Raw genomic sequence first — 18,929 nt, 5'->3', positions numbered from 1 at the left:
GGGCGCTGGTCGAGGTGGGAGCCCCGGCCTCACGCATCCACTGCCGGAGCGGCCGACGTCTCCGTCGCCTCCGCCCGCCTGTGTCCTCGGTCTTGGATGAGCCCCGGGTAGGCCTTGTGCACGCCGCGGGCGATGAGCGCCGCGATGACCGCCTTGGCGAGGTCGCCAGGCAGGAACGCCAGGGCCGAGAGGGCCGCGGCGCCGAAGCCGATCTTCGCCATGAGGGCGACGCCGATGATGCCCGGAATGTAGAGCACAAACACGCCACCGACGACCGTCGAGACGATGCCGGGCAGGATGCGGAACGGGTTGCCGAAGCGCTCGACGAGCCAGCCGACGGCGAAGGCCGCGATCGGGAAGCCGATGAAGTAGCCGACGGTGGGGCTCGCGAGCACCGCAAGCCCACCGCGGCCGCCAGCGAGCAGCGGGAGGCCCGCAAGCACGAGCACGTCGAAGAGCAGCAGCGCGGAGAACCCGCGCTTCGAGCCGAGCACTGCCCCCGCGAGCATCACGCCGAGAGTCTGCAGCGTGATCGGCACACCGGGGCCCGGGATCGTGATCGCCGGAACCACGCCGAGCGCCGCCACGATGCCCGCGAAGACGGCGATCTGGGTCAGGTCGCGCGTGCGGTTCCGCGGTGCGTGGGGTGCGTGGGGTGCGTGGGGTGCGTCGGGTGCGTCGGTCATGCGAGGACTCTACCGGCGCATCCGCGAGCACGCCCCCTGCCAGCGCGCCCTGCCCGGCGGCTCTGCCCGGCGGGCTCTGGCTTCACGCCCAGGCGCGAGGCCTATGGAAAACGCATGCTCGTTTCGCAACGAACATGCGTTTCCCGGCTGGATGCGCGGGGCGGGCGGTCGGGACGCGCCGGCCCAGGGGCCCCGTGAGGGCCCGACGGTGCCTAGCTCTTCGTGTTGAGCTCGAGCCAGGCGAGGTACTCGGGGGTGACGGTGCCCGTGACGTAGTTGCCGTCGAAGCAGCTCATGTCGAGTTCCTTCACGTTGGAGCCCTCGGTGATGGCCGTGAAGAGGTCGCCGACCTCCTGGTAGACGAGTCGGTCGGCGCTGATGACCGAGGCGATCTCCTCGATCGACCGGCCGGATGCGACGAGCTCGCCGCGCGACGGCATGTTGATGCCGTAGACGTGCGGGTAGCGGACCGGGGGAGCGGCGGATGCGAAGGTCACCGAGTTGGCGCCGGCCTGGCGGGCCATCTCAACGATCTCCTTCGACGTCGTGCCGCGCACGATCGAGTCGTCGACGAGGAGCACGTTCTTGCCACGGAACTCCGTCGGCAGCGCGTTGAGCTTCTGGCGCACCGACTTCTTGCGCACCTTCTGGCCCGGCATGATGAACGTGCGGCCCACGTAGCGGTTCTTGTAGAAGCCCTCGCGGTAGTCGATGCCGAGGGTCTTCGCCATCTCCATGGCTGTGGGGCGGCCGGAGTCCGGAATGGGCATGACAACGTCGATGTCGCCGGCGCTGATGCTGCGCTCGACGTTCGCCGCGAGGGTCTTGCCCATGCGCAGGCGCGACTCGTAGATCGAGATGCCGTTCATGACGGAGTCGGGGCGGGCCAGGTACACGTACTCGAACGAGCAGGGCACGAGGCGGGGGTTCACGGCGCACTGGCGCGAGAAGAGCTCGCCGCCAGCCGTGATGAAGATCGCTTCGCCGGGCTCGACGTCGCGAACCAGGTCGTAGCCGCCGGACTCGAGCACAAGCGACTCCGAGGCGACAACCCACTCGTCGCGGCCGTGCTCGTCGTCGCGACGACCGAGGACGAGGGGGCGGATGCCGAACGGGTCGCGGAAGGCGAGCAGACCGTATCCCGAGATGAGGGCGACGGATGCGTACGAGCCCTCGACCCGGTCGTGGAGCCGGGAGATCGAGTCGAACAGGTCGTCTGGGGTGAGTTCCTCGCCCTTGATGCCGTGCTGCAGCTCGTTCGCGAGCACGTTGAGCAGCAGCTCGGTGTCGCTCGACGAGTTCAGGTGGCGGCGGTCGACGTTGAAGAGCTCCTTGCGGAGCTCACGCGTGTTCGTGAGGTTGCCGTTGTGCACGAGGACGATGCCGTACGGCGCGTTCACGTAGAACGGCTGCACCTCGTCGTCGCTCTTCGCGCTGCCTGCCGTCGCGTAGCGGACGTGGCCGAGGCCGACGTTGCCGAGCAGGTTCCGCATGTCGCGGGTGCGGTAGCCCTCGCGGACCTGGCCCTTGACCTTCGCAATGTGGAACGTGTCGCCGTCGGCCGTCGCGATGCCGGACGAATCCTGACCGCGATGCTGCAAGAGCAGAAGGGAATCGTAGATCTGTTGGTTGACGGGACTGGTCGAGACGTGACCAACAATGCCGCACACGCTGGGGGAGCTCCAAGCACAGGTAAGCGGGCCCGCTAGGGCCACAAAGTTTGATGAGGCCCGCGAGGGCCACGAGTAGGAGGGGGCGCCGGGGCGCCTGAGACGATTTTCCGATTTTGTCACAGCTGACGGGTCCGCGCGCACCCGCGTGGAAAGGGTTCGCTTCCGGGGTAACGCTCGCGGCGGGCTAGGCTGTTGGGCGCATCCCCCGAGGAAAGGGCATTCTGTGTCAGGCAACGACCTCTACGCCGCCGCTGGCGTCGACACCCGTGCGGGTGACACCGCCGTCGAGCTCATGAAGCGCGCCGTCCAGGCGACCCACGGACCAGAAGTGCTCGGCGGTGTCGGCGGCTTTGCCGGCCTCTTCGACGCGTCGCGTCTGACCTCGTTCACGAAGCCCATCCTCGCCACGTCGACCGACGGCGTCGGCACGAAGGTCGCCATCGCGCAGGCCATCGACAAGCACGACACGATCGGCCAGGACCTCGTCGCCATGGTCGTCGACGACATTATCGTGGTGGGCGCTGAGCCCCTCTTCATGACGGACTACATCGCGTGCGGCCGGGTTGTGCCAGAGCGCATCGCCTCGATCGTCGAGGGCATCGCCAAGGCGTGCGCCGAGACCGGCACCGCGCTGACCGGCGGCGAGACAGCAGAGCACCCTGGCCTCCTCGGCCCGGACGACTACGACGTGGCTGGTGCCGCGGTTGGTGTCGTCGAAGCCGACCGGATGCTCGGACCCGAGCGTGTGCAGCACGGTGACGTCGTCGTCTCGATCGCCTCGAGCGGCCTCCACTCGAACGGCTACTCGCTGGTTCGCCGCATCGTCGCCGACCAGGGCCTCTCCTTCACGGACACCTCGGCGGAGCTGGGCGGGGTCGTGGGCGAAGTGCTCCTCGAGCCGACGCGCCTCTACACTGGCCCGCTGGTCAAGCTGCTCGCCGAGCCCGCCCTCGACGGCGCCGTGCACGCCTTCAGCCACGTCACGGGCGGCGGCATCGCTGCCAACCTCGCGCGGGTTCTCCCGCAGGGCGCGTGGATAGAGCTCGACCGCGGCGCATGGTCGCCCAACGACATCTTCCGCGTGCTCGCGGGCTTCGCGGGCACCGACCTCGAGTCGACGGAAGGCACCTGGAACCTCGGCATCGGGATGTTCGCGGTCGTCGACGCGCAGCGCGCATCCGCTGTCGTCGAGTGGCTCGAGGCCGCCGGTCTGCCCTCGTGGGTCGCCGGCACCATCTCGACCGAGGCTCGCGACTTCGCCGGCTTCGAGCAGGGCGCCAAGGGCGTCGACGGCGGCGCCGTGCGCCTCGTCGGCAGCTACGCCGGCTAAGGCAGGGCGCAGCGCGGAACGCTGCCCGCCGCTTCTTGGCGACGGGCGCCGGAGCGACGGCTCTCGGACTTCGTTCTCCGCGCGGCCTGACCAATGTCAGTGCAATACAGGCGCTTCGAGCGCGTTTCGGTGCTCCCGGGCCTGATTTTGCACTGAAGTTGGACAGGGGCGGCGCCGACCCGGCCTGGCACCTTGTGCGCAGCGTCGCCCGTGACAGCGCCGTCGACTATTCGGCGGCGAAGGCTGCCGCGATCTCCTCGCTTGTCGCTTCGTTCGCGATGAGGGCCGCGAGCAGGATGCGCGCCTGTCCGGCACGCAGGACGGCCGCGTGGATGGCGCCGACAACCGCGAGGTCGTGGCCGCCTCCGCCCCCGCCGTAGCTGGCCTTCAGTACTCCGAAGGGCACGCGGCTCGAGACGACGAGCGGGATGTCGGAGGCCTGGCATTCCCACGCCGCGGAGACGATGCTCTGGCTCGCGTTGCCGGAGCCGAGGCCGACGAGCACGATGCCCTGCACCCCAGCCTCGAGGCTCGCGTGCAGGTGCGTCGCGTCAGCGCCTGGCACGACGGCGACGGTGTCGACGCGCATCCCGGCGACGGGTGCGGGCAGGTGGAGGCGGCGTGCGGGCTTGTCTGTGACGCTGCGGAACGCGTCCGCGCGGTCGGCGGAGGCCTTCGTGAGGCCCCAGGCCTTGAGGAGCCGCCCACCGAACGCGACAAGCACGCCTCGCCCACCGTTCGCGGGGTCGAGCGCGGCGGCAAGGGCCGCGGCCACGTTTGCCGGCCCGTCGGGCGCCTCCGACTCGGCGGTGAACTGCGACCCCGTGAAGATAACCGGCTTCGAGCTCTCGAGCTGCAGATCGGTGAGCAGCGACGACTCCTCCATGGAGTCGGTGCCGTGCAGCACGATCACGGCGCTGACCTCGTCGTCCTCGACCTGGCGGCGCACCTCGTCGCTGATCGACTGCATGTCGGCGAGCGTGAGGCTCGACGAGTCGACCGCCATGAGGTTGACGGGACGCAGGCGAGCGCCGGGAGCCTCCGTGCCCTCGAGCAGCGCATCCGCGCCGAGGCTCGGGGTTGTCGCCCCGGAGGCCGTGGTCGTGCTGGCGATCGTGCCGCCCGTCGCGATGACGGAGATGAGGGGAAGGGTCGCTGTGGTCGTCACGGACACATGTCTACCCGTTTTCGCCGGTGTGCGTGCTGAGGGTTGACTTCGGGGTTTTCGGAGAGGTGTGCGGAGGATGCGCCACGCGCGGCCAGGGAACACCGCGCCCGCGCGGAACGTTGGGCACGTAACACAGAGTTAATTCGCGCCGTCCGGGAAGCGCGTGCCGAATTCATGGGGCACATTCCTAAGATGGCCGAACTCACTGATGTTCTGGCTACCGCCGAAGATAGGGGAACCCCAATGCAGAAGAAGCGTCTGATCACCGGAGGCATCGCTGCGCTTGCAGCGATCGGCCTCCTCTCGGCCTGCTCCAACCCGACCGACACCGCCGCGGGCGGAACCGACGATGGAGCCGCATCCGGTGACACGATCGTCGTCTCCTCGGCGAACTTCCCGGAGTCGGAGATCATCGGCAACCTGTACGCGGAAGCGCTCAAGGATGCCGGGTTCACGGTCGAGACCCAGTTCAACATCGGCTCTCGCGAGGCCTATATCCCCGCGCTGTCCGATGGATCGATCGACCTGATCCCCGACTACACGGGCAACCTCCTCATCTTCCTCGACCCCGAGGCGGAGACGACGGACGCGGAGACCATCAACACGAACCTCACCGCGGCGCTCGAGACGGAGGGCCTCACGGGCCTCACCCCCGCCGAGGCCGAGGACAAGGACGCGGTTGTCGTCACGAAGGAGACCGCTGAGAAGTGGAACCTGACGACCATCGCCGACCTCGCCGCCCACAACGCCGAGATCACCTACGGCGCCCCGGCCGAGTTCCAGGAACGCCCGCAGGGCCTCCCGGGTCTCAAGGCGAACTACGGCGTCGAGCCTGCCGCATTCACCCCCATCGCTGACGGTGGCGGACCAGCAACGGTCGACGCCCTCGTGAGCGGACAGGTGCAGGTCGCGAACATCTTCACCACGTCGCCCGCGATCGTCGAGAACGACCTGGTTGTGCTCGAGGACCCGAAGAACAACTTCCCGGCGCAGCAGGTCATCCCCATCGGCAGCACCGAGAAGCTCACCCCTGAGGTCGCTGAAGTCATCGACGCCATCTCGGCGCAGCTGACGACCGACGAGCTCATCGCGCTCAACACGCGCGTCTCCGGTGAAGAGAAGGTCGAGCCCACCAAGGCCGCGACCGACTGGCTCACGGAGAAGGGTCTCCTCGGCGCCTAGGCACCGAAGAACCCGCAAGACCGCCGAGAGGGTGGATGCGGGTGGGCTCGACCCACCCGCATCCACTCCTCCCGGCAGCAGCACCGAACACGCCCCCGAACCAACTTCCCCCGCTTTCTTCAACCCTCCAGTTTTCAAGATCCACCAGAAGCGAGTTCCGGATGCAGCAGCACGCAGACGCCGAACGTCCGCATGTGCGCCCAACGATGCGCCCAAACAAGCGCGCCGCGCAAGGCAAGCGGCCCGTCACGGATGCGTCGTCCGCCGGAGTCAACGCGCTCGCGGGCACGAGTGCCGAATCGTCGCTGCCGCTGACGAGCTTCGTCATCGGCCGCGACCGAATGACGCCGCGCATCCTGGAACGCCTTGCCGTGACGGTTGGGCACCTCGACATCGACCCGCACGTCAGGGTCCGGCTCGCAGAGGCGCGATCCGTCATCGAGAGCGTCATGGCCCGCGGCGAACCCGCGTACGGCGTGAACCGCGGCCTCGGACCGCTGCGCGACCAGGAGATCCCAGAGGAGCTGCAGCACGCGTTCCAGCTGTTTGTGCTCGCCTCTCATGACGCGGCCGTCGGCAAGAACCTGACGCCCATCGAGGCCCGCTCGGTCATGCTCGCGCGCCTCGCCGTCATGGCGCAGGGCAACTCCGGTGCGACGACGGCGCTGTTCGAGGGGCTTCGGTGCCTCCTCGAGTGCGGCGTCACTCCCGCCATCCCGTCTGAGGGGTCCGTCGGCGCGGCCGACCTGTCCATGCTGGCCGCCGTCGGCAACGTGCTTGTCGGGCGCGGGCGGGTCCTCGACGAGACCGGCACGCAGACCGCCCCCGCCAGGGAGGCCCTCGCGACCGCCGGCCTCGTCCCGCTCGAGCTCGCCGCGAAGGACGGGCTCGCGCTCGTCGGCGCCAACGCCGCCTCCGTCGGCATCGCCGCCCTCACCTCGGTGCGCCTCGACCGCTTCACCGCATCCGCCGACCTCGTCGTCGCGCACACCTTCGACGCCCTCAACGGCAGCGTCAAGGGCTTCCAGGAGAAGGTCGTCGCGGCCCGCCCGCACCCGGGACAGATCCGCGCCGCCGCCCGCTTCCGCTCCCTGCTCGGCTCGAGCCGCGCCTACGGCCCCGCCACGGCCGGTTCCCTGCAGGACCCGCTCTCCATGCGCACCGTTCCGCAGGTGCACGGCACGCTCATCGAGCAGGCGGATGTGCTGCGCGAGTCGGTCACGGTCGAGCTGAACGCGCGCAGCGAGAACCCGTTCATCGACGTCGAGAACGACGTCATCATCTCGAACGGCAACTTCTCGACCATCCAGATGGCCATCACGGCCGACTCGGTCAGGCTCCTGCTTGCCCACTTCGGCATCATGAGCGAGCGACGCTGCTCCCTCATGATCCGGCGCCTGCGCTCCGAGCGCTCGCTCGTCGAGCAGGTCCTGTCGATCGACGACGCCGAGCATCCGTTTGTGCCGGTCATCCTCGCCAACACGGCCTCGTCGCTCATGGCGCGGCTGCAGCAGCTTGCGGCGCCCGTCTCGCACCTCGGCGGCGTCGTCGGCGATGGCGTCGAGGACCACAACGCGCAGGGCTACCTCGCCGTGCGCCTCCTCGAGGACAGCCTCGAGGCGGCCGAGCGCCTCCTCGCGATCGAGGCGCTCCTCGCCGTTGGCGTCGGCGTCGCCGCCCCCGCGCCGAGCATGAAGGACCGCGCCCCGCTAGTGGTGCAGCTCTCCAAGCGCATCCGTGAAACGCTTGCCCTGAACGACCCCGCAATCATGACCTCTCAGCGAATCGACCGCGTGCGTGCCGACATCGCCGAGCTGAGCGAGCACGTGCAGGACGCGTGAGCTGCCAGCTAACACACCAAGATCACCCCGTCCCCAGCCAAGGAGCAGCATGATCACCTTCGAGAGCGTCACCAAGACGTATCCGGACGGCACCACCGCGGTCAACGACCTCAGCCTCAACATCGAGGAAGGGTCGTTCACAGCCTTCGTCGGCCCGAGTGGCTGCGGCAAGACCACGTCGATGCGCATGATCAACAAGATGATCGACGCTTCGAGCGGACGCATCACGGTCGCGGGCAAGGACGTCGCCCACGTTCCTTCCACGCAGCTGCGCCTTGGCATCGGCTACGTCATCCAGAACGCGGGCCTCTTCCCACACCGCACGGTGCTCGACAACGTCGCGACCGTGCTGCGCCTCAAGGGCGTGCCCGCGAAGGAGGCGCGCGCGAAGGCGATGGACGCCATCGAGCGTGTCCGCCTCCGCCCCGAGCTTGTGCACCGCTACCCCGCGGACCTGTCCGGCGGGCAGCAGCAGCGCGTGGGCGTGGCCCGTGCCCTCGCGGCCGACCCGCCCATCCTGCTCATGGACGAGCCGTTCAGCGCCGTCGACCCCGTCGTGCGTGACGAACTGCAGCAGGAGATGATCCGCCTGCAGCGCGAGCTCAAGAAGACCATCGTGTTCGTGACGCACGACATCGACGAGGCGCTCATCCTCGGCGACAAGATCGCCGTCTTCGGCCCAGGTGGCGTGCTGCACCAGTACGCGGCCGCCGAGGAGGTCATGACGAGGCCCGCGAACACGTTCGTGTCGAGCATGATCTCGAAGGACCGCGGCTACCGCGCGCTCACCTTCCGGGACGCGTCCCTCACCGCAGAGCCCCTCGCCGAGCCCGTGGCCGGAATCATCAGCCTCGACCCGCACACCTCCGAGTGGTCGCTCGCCGTCGACGACAACGGCCGCCCGGACGCCTGGCTGCACCGCGCGAGCTCCCTGCGCGTCCCCGTCGGCGCCGTCGTCACCCTCGACGACAACCTGCGCCGGTCGCTGGACGCGGTGCTCGCCTCCCCGGCCAGCCTCGCGGTGGTCGTCGACGAGGCCGGCGTCGCGGCAGGCATCGTGCGCGGCGAGACCGTGTTCGCCCGCGTCGCCGAAGCGAGCGGCGATCGGTCATGAACTGGCTCATCGCCAACTGGGACACGGTCTGGCCCATCATCATCCAGCACACGGTGCTCGCCGTCGTGCCGACGGTCCTCGGGCTCGTCATCGCGCTGCCGGTCGGGATGCTCCTCGTCGGCCGCCCCCGCGGGCGGGCGATCGCGATCGTCGTCGCGAGCATCGTGTTCACGATCCCGTCCCTCGCGCTCTTCGTCGTCATCCCATCGATCGTGGGCACGCCCATCATCAGCCCGCTCAACGTCGTCATCGCGCTGACGCTCTACTCGACGGCGCTGCTCATCCGCACCGTGCTCGAGTCGCTCGACGCGGTGCCCGCCGACGTGAAGGACGCGTCGAGCGCCATCGGCTACTCCTCGATCAAGCGCGTCATCGAAATCGAGCTGCCGCTCGCCATCCCGGTGCTCGTCGCCGGCCTCCGAGTTGTCGCCGTCACGAACGTCTCGCTCGTCTCGGTCGGCGCCGTCATCGGCGTCGGCGGGCTCGGCCAGCTGTTCACGGCCGGGTTCCAGCGCGACTACCCGGACCAGATCTTCGCCGGCATCATCACGATCCTGGTGCTCGCGTTTGTCTTCGACCGCGTCATCGCCCTCATCGGCGTTGCCACCACCCCGTGGCTGCGCAGCGGCCGCGTGAAGGCCAAACGCGCGTCGAAGCGCACCCCAAACGAGCGCACTGAGACTGCCATGCTCGACACCGTGATCGGCAAGGGGAACGTCTGATGTTCAACGAAATGCTGGCCTACTTCCTCGACCCGGCCAACTGGGTCGGTTCCGCGAGCATCCCCGCCCGCGTCGGCGAGCACCTCTGGTACTCGCTCCTCGCCGTTGCGCTCGCGGCGGTCGTCGCGTTCCCGCTCGGCCTCATCATCGGGCACACCGGCAAGGGAACGACCTTCATCGTCGCCACTGCCAACGTGCTGCGCGCCCTCCCCAGCCTCGGCCTCATGACGCTGCTCGTGTTGCTCATGGGCCTCGGCCTGTTCCCGCCCGTCATCGCGCTTGTTGTGCTCGCCGTGCCGCCGCTCCTCGCCGGCGTGTACTCGGGCGTCGCCAACGTCAGCCGTTCGACGGTGGATGCTGCGCGCGCCATGGGCATGACCGAGTGGCAGATCGTGTGGCAGGTCGAACTGCCCAACGCCATGCCGCTCATCGTCGCCGGCCTCCGCAGCGCCGTACTGCAGGTCATCGCCACCGCGACGATCGCCGCCTACGTCAACCTGGGCGGCCTCGGACGCTACATCTTTGACGGCCTCGCCGTCACCGACTACGGACGCGTGCTCGTCGGCGCCATCCTCGTCACGGTCCTCGCGCTGGTCGTCGACGGACTCCTCGCGCTGCTCGGGCGCCTCGTCGTCCCAGGCCGCAAGAAGCGTGGCCCCAAGGCGGCGGGAAGCTCCAGCTCCCGGGCGGGCTTGGGCTCCGGCTCTGGCTCCGGCTCTGGCTCCGGCGCGACGGTCGCCTCCACGAGCGTCGCCACAACAAGCGCCTAGCCCCGCGGCGGCCGGGCGGTTACTCGGCGGCGAGCACCTCTTCTACGGGGCGGTACTCGAGGCCGAGCGCGGTCGCGACGCCGCGGTTGGTGATGTGTCCGCCGTGCACGTTGAGGCCGAGCGCGAGCGCGGGGTTCTCCTGCATGGCAAGCTTCCAGCCCTTGTCGGCGATGGCGGTGACGTAGGGCAGCGTCGCGTTGGTGAGCGCGCGCGTCGACGTCTCCGGCACGGCGCCCGGCATGTTGGCGACGCAGTAGTAGATCGAGTTGTGCACGGGGAACGTCGGGTCGTCGTGCGTCGTCGGGTGGGAGCCCTCGAAGCATCCGCCCTGGTCGATCGCGATGTCGACGAGCACCGAGCCCTTCTTCATGCCGGCCACCATCTCGTCGGTGACAAGCTTCGGGGCGGCGGCACCCGGGATGAGAACAGACCCGACAACGAGGTCAGCCTCGGCGAGCTGCGCCGCGATCTCGTACGCCGACGACGCGCGCGTCTGGATCTTGCCCTGGAACTGCACCTCGAGCTCGCGAAGGCGCGGGATGTTGAGGTCGATGATGGTGACGTCGGCGCCCATGCCGACGGCGTTTGCGGCGGCGTGCTCGCCCGCGACTCCGCCGCCGATGACAACCACTTTCGCCTTCGGGGTGCCGGGCACGCCGCCGAGCAGCATGCCCCGCCCGCCGGCGGCCTTCATGAGGTGATACGCGCCGACCTGCGTCGCGAGGCGACCCGCGACCTCGCTCATGGGGGTCAGCAGCGGCAGCGAGCGGTTGGGCAGCTGCACCGTCTCGTAGGCGATGGCCGTGGTGCCCGCGTTCGCGAGCGCTTCCGTCTGCGCGCGATCGGCGGCGAGGTGCAGGTAGGTGAAGAGAACGAGGTCGGGGCGCATGTGGCGGTACTCGGAGGCGATGGGCTCCTTCACCTTGAGGAGCAGCTCAGCGCGTGCCCACACCTCGTCGGCGGTGGCGAGGATGCTCGCTCCAGCCGTTGCGTAGTCGTCGTCGGTGTTGCCAGAGCCGAGCCCGGCGCCGGCTTCGATGAAGACGTCGTGGCCGTGCCGCACGAGTTCGTGCACTCCGGCTGGCGTGATAGCGACGCGGTTCTCGTTGTTCTTGATCTCTGCAGGGATCCCGATGCGCATGATGACCTCATTGTTCGTGCTCGTTCGGTTCGGTTCTTCCGAAATCATGCGCAGAAAGTGTTTCGAACAGGTTGAACGCCGCAGAAACCTCGGCATCTGGGGCAGAATTGGTAGGAATCTGTGATCAGAGGGGATCAGCATGGCTGGAACGCCGAAGGAACTTCGGGATGCTGAAGCGGGGGCGCTCGACAACATCGACCGTCAGCTCGTCGAGCTGCTGCAGGCCAACTCGCGGCAGTCGAACACGCAGCTCGCGAGCGCCGTCGGCATTGCGCAGTCGACGTGCATCGCGCGCGTGCGCTCGCTGGTCGACCGCGGCGTCATCACGAGGTTCACGGCGGACGTTGGCCTGCCCCAGCTCGGCCTCGCGTTGCAGGCGCTCATCAGCGTCAACATCCGCTCGGGGAAGCGGCAGGAGCTCGCGCATTTCGCGGAGGAGATGCGGGCGCTGCCAGAGGTCGTGCAGATCTTCTTCCTCGGCGGCTCTGAGGACTTCATCGTCCACGTTGCCGTGCGCGACTCGAACGACGTTCGGGAGTTCGTGGTGGCGCACCTCTCGACGCACCCGGCCGTCGCCTCCACGCGCACGAGCATCGTCTTCGACCACCACCGCATCCGCTGATCAGCAAGCCGCCTCGGATCACCGCGATTCGTCCCGTGATCTAAGAACGTAGTAGCCCAAACGTCGGTGACGTTCTTATTCTGTGTGCATGGAGCCAGCCGTGCAGCCGCAGGAAGACCTCGTCGCGACCCTGATCGTTCGCGGGAGAATTCGGGACGCGCGTGGCGTCTGGGGGCCAGGCGAGGTCTGGGCCGCTGGCCCGCGCATCGTCGCGGTGCACACGGGAGCCTCGCGCTCGCCTGCGCCCGCTGGCGTGCGCGTCGTGGACGTCGGGGATTCCTACGTGCTGCCCGGTGTGGTGGATGCGCACGTGCACTCCCTCTCGCACGGGGGTGAGGGCATCGCCGCGTCGACGCGTGCCGCGGCAGCCGGTGGCGTGACGACGATCGTGGAGATGCCATACGACGGCACCGGCCCGATCAACAGCCTCGACAAGCTCCGCGTGAAGCAGGACCTCGCAAACGACGAGGCGCATATCGACGTCGCGCTCCTCGGCACCCTCGCGCCGGGCGGAGGCTGGCGCGCTGCCGGCGAGCTCGCGGAAGTCGGCGCCGTCGGCTTCAAAGTGTCGCTCTTCCACACGCACGAGACGCGCTTCCCCCGCATCAACGACCGTGAGCTGCTGAGCGTCATGGCCGCTGTCCGGGATGCGGGCCGCACGCTGTGCACGCACGCCGAGAACAACGAGATCATCCAGTCGCTGCTCCAGGAAGAGCGCGCTGCCGGCAGTACTGACCCGCAGTCGCACTCTCGCTCACGGCCGCCGGTCTCGGAGACGCTCGGCGTGCTGACCGCGCTCGAGGTCGCCGCGAACACGGGCGCGCGCTTGCACGTGTGCCACCTGTCGCTGCCCCGCAGCGTCGACCTCGTCGAGTGGTACCGCTCGCAGGGCGCCGACGTGACGCTCGAGACGTGCCCGCACTACCTGACCTTCACCCAGGACGACCTCGAGACGCAGCGTGGGCACCTGAAGATCAACCCGCCGTTGCGTGACGCCGCCGCTCGCGAAGGGCTGTGGGACCGCATCGGCCGCGGCGCCGTGAGCGTCGTCAGCTCCGACCACGCGCCGTGGTCGCGGGAGTTGAAGGAGCACGAGGTCATGCTCGACAACAGTTCGGGAGCGCCTGGCGTCCAGACGCTCGTCGCGGCGACGCTCGGCGGGGCACTGCGCCGTGACCCGTCAGAGGGCCTGCTGTCGCAGGCGGTGGATGCGCTCACGATCGCCCCCGCGCGCCGGTACGGCCTCGACGCGCGCAAGGGGGCGCTCGAGGTGGGCAAGGACGCCGACATCGTCGTCTTCACGCCGGGCGACGCATCCATCGAGCTCGACCGGATGCTGTCGAACGCAGGCTGGACGCCATACGAGGGCATGTCGCCCGGTGGCAGTGTGACGCACACGTTCTCGCGCGGCGAGCTCGTGTACTCAGAGACGGCGGGGCTCCTCGCCGGCATGGGCAGGGGAGAGGTGCTGGTCTGACCATGAGTGACATTCGACCAAAGGCTGACCCGAACGGCCAGCACATCTCCGGGGGTGCGCCGGTCTCTGGCGGTGCTGGTGGCGCGGCGTACAAGTCGCTGCACCGAGGCCTCGAGATCCTGCAGCTCATTCAGGGGCGCGGGCGCCTCAAGATCTCCGAGATCAGCAGCGAGCTCGGCATGCCGCTGTCGACTGTGTACCGCTACGTGACGGTGCTCAGGGATGCGGGCTTCGCGATCGAGATCGACGGCTACCTCATGCCCTCGAGCCGCCTCGCGGAGAGCGACGACGCTTCACCGCACCTCGTGCGTTACGCGGCCCCCGTGCTGCGGCGCCTCCGCGAGCTCACCGGGATGACCGCGATTCTCGCCGTGCGGGTGCACATCACCGCCGTGTGCCTCGAGGTGTCGTACGCGCATCCGCAGCACCGCATCCCGTTCGGACGCGGCAAGGTGCGCAGCCTCTACGCCGGTGCGACTGCACTGCCGCTGCTCGCGTACGCGCCGAAGAAGGTCGTGCGCGAGCTGCTCTCCGGCGGCCTGCGCGCGTACACAACCGCGACAATGAGTCCCGAGATGATCGAGCCGTACCTGCGCCAGGTGCGGGCCGAGGGCCACGCTGTCTCGTACGGGCAGATCACGCCAGGCATGGTCGGCATCGGCGTGCCCGTCTTCGCGGGCGGTCGAGTGCTGTGCTCCCTGTCTCTTGTCGGTGACGAGCGGCAGACTGGGGCACTGGATGAGCGCATCGCGCTCCTCAAGCAGGGGGCTGCAGAGCTCGCCGCGAAACTGCCATCGAACGTGGACCTCGAAGTCTGGAGCGACCAGAGTGCCTGAAGCAGCCACGACCCCGGCAGCCCCGACCAGCGGTGCCGCTGGCGCGACCCCGCCCCCGGCATCCGCGCCCCTCGCGAGCCCCATCCTGGCCAGGGGCATGCAGCCGATTGTCGCCGAACGCGGCACGAAGCTGCGCGCGAAGAACTGGCGGGCCGAGGGCCTGCTGCGCATGTTCGAGAACGTGCTCGAGGTCGGTGAGAACGCTTCAGAACTCATCGTCTACGCCTCGCTCGGCAAGGCCGCCCGCAACTGGGACGAGGCCTGCCGCATCGTGAACTCGCTGCTCGAGCTCGACGAGGCCGAGACGCTCATCCTGCAGACGGGCGCGGCGGTCGGCATCATGTCGACGAAGCAGGACTCGCCCATGGTGCTCTCCGCCGTCAACAACACCGTCGGCAACTGGGCGACGAGCGACCGCTTCTACGAGCGATACCGCGCCGGCCAGACCATCTGGGGCGGCCTGACCGCCGCCGCTTGGCAGTACATCGGACGCCAGGGCGTGCTCCAGGGCACGTACGAGCTGCTGCGCGAGGTGCTTGTCCAGCACTACGACGCGCGAGCAGAAGGTCGGTGGATGCTCACGGCTGGCCTCGGCGGCATGGGATCAGCCCAGCCGATCTCGGCTCGCATCCTCGGCCTGTCGTCGCTCACGATCGAGATCGACCAGGTCAAGATCGACCGCGCGCTCGCGGTCGGCGGCATCGACGTGCTGGCTTCAACCCTCGACGACGCACTTGCGCTCATCGAGGCGGCCCGCGCCGAGGGAATCCCCGCGGCCGTCGCGCTGCGCGCCAACGCGGCAGCCGTCTTCGCGGAGCTCGCCGAGCTTGGCATCACGCCAGATATCGTCACCGACCAGACCGCGGCGCACGACGCACGCTACGGCTACGTGCCCCTCGAATACACGCTCGACGAGTGGGTCGCGGCCCGCGAAACCGAGCCGGAGCGCGTCGAGGCCCTGGCACGCGCATCCATGGCCAAGCAGGTCGAGGCCATGCTCACGCTGCAGGAACGCGGATCGATCGCGTTCGAGAACGGCAACAACCTGCGCGTCAAGGCGCTCGAGCACCTCGGGGAGAGCGAGACGGAGCGGGTCAACCGCATCCCGGGCTTCATGGAGGCGTACCTTCGGCCGCTCTTCGCACGGGGCATCGGCCCCTTCCGCTGGGTGTGCCTGTCCGGCGACGTCGAAGACCAGCTCACGATGGACGCGCTCGCGTCGTCGCTCTTCCCCGACCGCCCCGAGATCGCCGAGTGGCTCGCGCTCGCGGGCGTGCACGTGCCGCAGCAGGGCCTGCCAGCACGCTCCTGCTGGATCGGGCACGGCGAGCGGTCTCGACTCGCGCAGGCCGCAAACGAGCTTGTCGCCGATGGCCGCCTCACAGCTCCCGTGCTCTTCAGCCGCGACCACCTCGACTCGGCCGGCATGACGCACCCGCGCATCGGCACGGAGGGCATGCGCGACGGTTCAGACGGCGTCACCGACTGGCCGCTCCTCGACGCCATGCTGCTGTCCACGGCGGGCGCCGACCTCGTCGCCATCCACTCCGGCGGTGGTGGCTACACGGGGTGGATGCAGTCCGCGGGCGTCTCCATCGTCGCCGACGGCAAGGCGGAGACTCGCGAGCGCTTGCGCCTCGCGCTCGACCTCGACACGGGCCTCGGCGTTCTCCGGCACGCGGCCGCCGGGTACGAGGAGGCAAGCGTCGCCATCGAACGGGGAGGCGAGACCGGAGACGCGCCCCTCGCGGCCCTCGGGCTTGCCGCGCGCGGCGCATCCGCTCGGCCAGCCGCTTCTGCCGACCCGGCGGCTTCAGCACCCTCAGCAACCCCAGCCATCTCAGACCCCGAAGAAGGGAACGCACGTGCGTGAACTGACCCAGGAAGACGCCATCCACGGAGTGCTCGGCGGCGGTGTGCTTGCATGCGGCGGCGGCGGGTGGAAGCACCACGGCGAGCTCATGGGGCGCATGGCGACCGAGCTGAACCGGCCCGTGCTCGCGAGCGTCGACGAGCTCCCGGAAGACAGCTGGGTGGCGACGGTCACGGCCATCGGCGCCCCGGCAGCGAAGAACTGGGAGATCCGCCCGATCGACTACGTGCACGCACTGCAGGAGCTCATCAAGGCGACGGATGTGCCCATCTCGGCCGTCATGACCGCCCAGAACGGCTACTCGACGACCCTCAACGGCTGGATCCAGTCGTCGGTCCTCGGGGTCAAGGTGCTCGACGTCGCCGGAGACGTGCGCGCGCACCCGACCGGCAAGCTCGGCTCGCTTGGCCTCGCCGAACGCGAGGGCTACGTCGCGACGCAGGTCGTCTCCGGCGGCAACCGCGCCCTGCACGGTCACTTCCTGTCGGTGAACAAGGGCACGATCAACACGTGTGACGACGTGCTGCGCGACATCTCGGTGCGGACGGGCGGCTTCATCGCCGCGGCGCGGAACCCCGTCGAGCTGAGCTACGTCAAGGAGAACGCCGCGCACGGCTCGATCTCCCTTGCTCTCGACCTTGGTCGCGACATGGCCGCGGCTCTGAGGAAGCGCGGCGCTGGCAAGCAGGAGGCATTTGTGCAGGCGGTTGTCGAGCGTCTCGGCGGCACCGTCGTGTCCAGCGGCCCGCTCGGCTTCGAGGTGCCGACCGACACGCACGGTGGGTGGGACCACGGCACGTTCCGCATCGGCGACTTCACGGTGCCGTACCTCAACGAGTACATGGCCATCGAGTCTGGCGGCGAGCGCATCGCGACCTACCCTGACACGATCATCATCCTCGACCCGAAGCTCGGCGAGGCGGTCGCGGTGAAGGACGCCTACGAGGGCGAGGATGTTGTGCTCGTCTCGGTGCCAGCATCCGCACTGCCCGTCTCCTCGTCGGCGATCGACGAGTCGGGGCTCGCAGAGATCGAGCAGATCATGGACATCGACTTCCTCAAGTACCGCGACTCTGGCCTCGTCGGCGGGACGGTCGGCTATGTCAGCTGATACCGCGGATGCGCTACTCGGCGCCGCCGACCCGTCGCGACTCCGCCCGGACCAGCAGCGGGTGCTCGCCGACCTGACGGAGCTCGCGGGGCTCGTCGAGAGCGCCGAGCCCGGCTTCTCGCGGCGTGTGTTCTCGGACGCGTATCGAGCTGGACGCGAGTGGGTCCGTGACCGGATGCGCGCAGCCGGCCTCGACGCGCACATCGACCCGGCCGGCAACGTCGTGGGGGTGCTGCGCGGCGCGAGCTCGTCGCTCAAGCCGCTCATGACGGGCTCCCACACCGACACCGTGCGCGCGGGTGGTCGCTACGACGGCATCGTCGGCGTGCTCGGGGGCATCGAGGTCGCGCGGCGTCTCCGCGAGGAGGGCATCACGCTCTCCCGCGACCTGTACGTGGTCGACTTCCTCGGCGAGGAGGCGAACTCGTTCGGCGTCTCCTGCATCGGGTCGCGCTCGATCGCGGGGCTCCTGCTGCCGGAGCACCTCGAGCGCACCAACGGCGACTCGGCGCTGCGCCTCGGCGACGCCATGACGGGCTTCGGCCTCGACACGAGCGGCGCGCTCGGCCAGGCGTGGGCGCCAGGTTCGCTGCACGCCTACCTCGAGCTGCACATCGAGCAGGGCCCTCAGCTCGAGCGGAGTGGCAAGCAGATCGGCGTCGTCACGGCGATCGCCGGCATCGAGCGCCTCATGGCTGCGTTCTCCGGCCGCGCCGACCACGCCGGCACCATGCCGATGCAGGGCAGGCAGGATGCGCTCATCGCGGCCGCCGAGGCCATCCTCACGATCGAGCGCGAGGCGTGTGGCGCACCCATCCACGGGGTCTCGACAACGGGCCGCATCGAGTCGTCGTCCGGCTCCTTCAACATCGTCCCTGACGAGGCCAGAATCTGGGCCGAGATGCGCAGCGTGGATGCGTCGTGGCTGCACGGCGCGAAGCGTCGCGTCGCCGAGGACATCGCTGCAGGCGCCGCACTCCGCGGCGTCGAGACCGCGATCGAGTGGCTCAACGACCAGGACCCAGTCGCGGCGGACCCCGACGTGCAGCGCCTCCTCGGCGAGGCCGCCGACGCGCTCGGCTACACCTGGGAGGCCGTGCCGTCCGGCGCCGGCCACGACGCCGCGCACCTCGCCCACCTCGGTCCCATGGGCATGATCTTCGTGCCTTCCATCGGCGGACGCAGCCACGTGCCGGAGGAGTTCACCGAGGCCGTCGACATCGCGGTGGGCATCCACGTCCTCGCCACGGCACTCGTCGCCGCCGACCGCAGCGAGCGCCCGCTCCTCGCGAGCTGAGGCGGGCGCACGCGCCGCATCCGCCCGTCCCGCCCCGCTCCGCTCGCCCCGCCCCCGCTCGCCCCGCTCCGCTCGCCCCGCTCCGC

At 69.3% G+C, this 18,929-nt stretch carries 16 protein-coding genes; 12 read left to right on the top strand and 4 right to left on the bottom strand.

Features of this window, described 5'->3' with window-relative positions:
* Positions 1–29 precede the first annotated feature (29 nt).
* Complete coding sequence (locus FHX72_RS17055; protein ID WP_183626662.1) at positions 30–686, bottom strand: biotin transporter BioY; 657 nt, start codon at positions 684–686, stop codon at positions 30–32.
* A gap of 212 nt (positions 687–898) precedes the next feature.
* Positions 899–2,356: an amidophosphoribosyltransferase gene (gene purF, locus FHX72_RS17050; protein WP_183626661.1), complete on the bottom strand. Its 1,458-nt coding sequence runs from the start codon at positions 2,354–2,356 to the stop codon at positions 899–901.
* Between the two features lie 226 nt (positions 2,357–2,582).
* Between purF and purM the strand changes: the two genes are divergently transcribed.
* Positions 2,583–3,689 carry a phosphoribosylformylglycinamidine cyclo-ligase gene (gene purM / locus FHX72_RS17045; RefSeq protein WP_068481467.1) on the top strand — a complete coding sequence of 369 codons (1,107 nt, stop codon included), beginning with the start codon at positions 2,583–2,585 and terminating at the stop codon, positions 3,687–3,689.
* 226 nt (positions 3,690–3,915) lie between these two features.
* Here the strand turns inward: purM and FHX72_RS19850 are convergent, their stop codons facing one another.
* Complete coding sequence (locus FHX72_RS19850) at positions 3,916–4,857, bottom strand: asparaginase domain-containing protein (protein WP_068481511.1); 942 nt, start codon at positions 4,855–4,857, stop codon at positions 3,916–3,918.
* A gap of 243 nt (positions 4,858–5,100) precedes the next feature.
* Between FHX72_RS19850 and FHX72_RS17035 the strand changes: the two genes are divergently transcribed.
* The 5 genes from FHX72_RS17035 (at position 5,101) to FHX72_RS17015 (ending at position 10,486) form a co-directional block, all read left to right on the top strand.
* Positions 5,101–6,039: an ABC transporter substrate-binding protein gene (locus FHX72_RS17035; RefSeq protein ID WP_183626659.1), complete on the top strand. Its 939-nt coding sequence runs from the start codon at positions 5,101–5,103 to the stop codon at positions 6,037–6,039.
* 161 nt (positions 6,040–6,200) lie between these two features.
* Positions 6,201–7,880: an aromatic amino acid ammonia-lyase gene (locus FHX72_RS17030; protein ID WP_068481461.1), complete on the top strand. Its 1,680-nt coding sequence runs from the start codon at positions 6,201–6,203 to the stop codon at positions 7,878–7,880.
* A gap of 49 nt (positions 7,881–7,929) precedes the next feature.
* On the top strand, positions 7,930–8,994 hold the full coding sequence (locus FHX72_RS17025) for an ABC transporter ATP-binding protein (RefSeq protein ID WP_183626657.1): 1,065 nt from the start codon (positions 7,930–7,932) through the stop codon (positions 8,992–8,994).
* Complete coding sequence (locus FHX72_RS17020) at positions 8,991–9,716, top strand: ABC transporter permease (protein WP_183626655.1); 726 nt, start codon at positions 8,991–8,993, stop codon at positions 9,714–9,716. Before FHX72_RS17025 ends, FHX72_RS17020 begins: the two co-directional genes overlap by 4 nt.
* Complete coding sequence (locus FHX72_RS17015; protein WP_183626653.1) at positions 9,716–10,486, top strand: ABC transporter permease; 771 nt, start codon at positions 9,716–9,718, stop codon at positions 10,484–10,486. The genes FHX72_RS17020 and FHX72_RS17015 overlap by 1 nt, the downstream gene beginning before the upstream one ends.
* Before the next feature lie 19 nt (positions 10,487–10,505).
* Here the strand turns inward: FHX72_RS17015 and ald are convergent, their stop codons facing one another.
* On the bottom strand, positions 10,506–11,627 hold the full coding sequence (gene ald / locus FHX72_RS17010) for an alanine dehydrogenase (protein ID WP_183626690.1): 1,122 nt from the start codon (positions 11,625–11,627) through the stop codon (positions 10,506–10,508).
* A 139-nt stretch (positions 11,628–11,766) separates the two neighbouring features.
* Between ald and FHX72_RS17005 the strand changes: the two genes are divergently transcribed.
* From FHX72_RS17005 to FHX72_RS16980, 6 genes are all read left to right on the top strand, one after another.
* Positions 11,767–12,249, top strand: coding sequence for an Lrp/AsnC family transcriptional regulator (locus tag FHX72_RS17005; RefSeq protein ID WP_068481452.1), 483 nt, complete (start codon positions 11,767–11,769; stop codon positions 12,247–12,249).
* An 88-nt stretch (positions 12,250–12,337) separates the two neighbouring features.
* Complete coding sequence (locus FHX72_RS17000; protein WP_183626651.1) at positions 12,338–13,726, top strand: dihydroorotase; 1,389 nt, start codon at positions 12,338–12,340, stop codon at positions 13,724–13,726.
* Between the two features lie 2 nt (positions 13,727–13,728).
* Positions 13,729–14,562: an IclR family transcriptional regulator gene (locus FHX72_RS16995; protein WP_068481443.1), complete on the top strand. Its 834-nt coding sequence runs from the start codon at positions 13,729–13,731 to the stop codon at positions 14,560–14,562.
* Positions 14,555–16,435: a urocanate hydratase gene (locus FHX72_RS16990; protein ID WP_221187030.1), complete on the top strand. Its 1,881-nt coding sequence runs from the start codon at positions 14,555–14,557 to the stop codon at positions 16,433–16,435. Before FHX72_RS16995 ends, FHX72_RS16990 begins: the two co-directional genes overlap by 8 nt.
* Positions 16,428–17,546: an S-methyl thiohydantoin desulfurase domain-containing protein gene (locus FHX72_RS16985; RefSeq protein ID WP_183626649.1), complete on the top strand. Its 1,119-nt coding sequence runs from the start codon at positions 16,428–16,430 to the stop codon at positions 17,544–17,546. The genes FHX72_RS16990 and FHX72_RS16985 overlap by 8 nt, the downstream gene beginning before the upstream one ends.
* On the top strand, positions 17,536–18,843 hold the full coding sequence (locus tag FHX72_RS16980; protein WP_183626647.1) for a M20 family metallo-hydrolase: 1,308 nt from the start codon (positions 17,536–17,538) through the stop codon (positions 18,841–18,843). The genes FHX72_RS16985 and FHX72_RS16980 overlap by 11 nt, the downstream gene beginning before the upstream one ends.
* Positions 18,844–18,929 lie beyond the last annotated feature (86 nt).

The sequence above is a fragment of the Pseudoclavibacter helvolus genome, assembly GCF_014191305.1.
Lineage (GTDB): Bacteria > Actinomycetota > Actinomycetes > Actinomycetales > Microbacteriaceae > Pseudoclavibacter > Pseudoclavibacter helvolus.
This window is presented reverse-complemented; position numbering and strand designations above follow the sequence as displayed.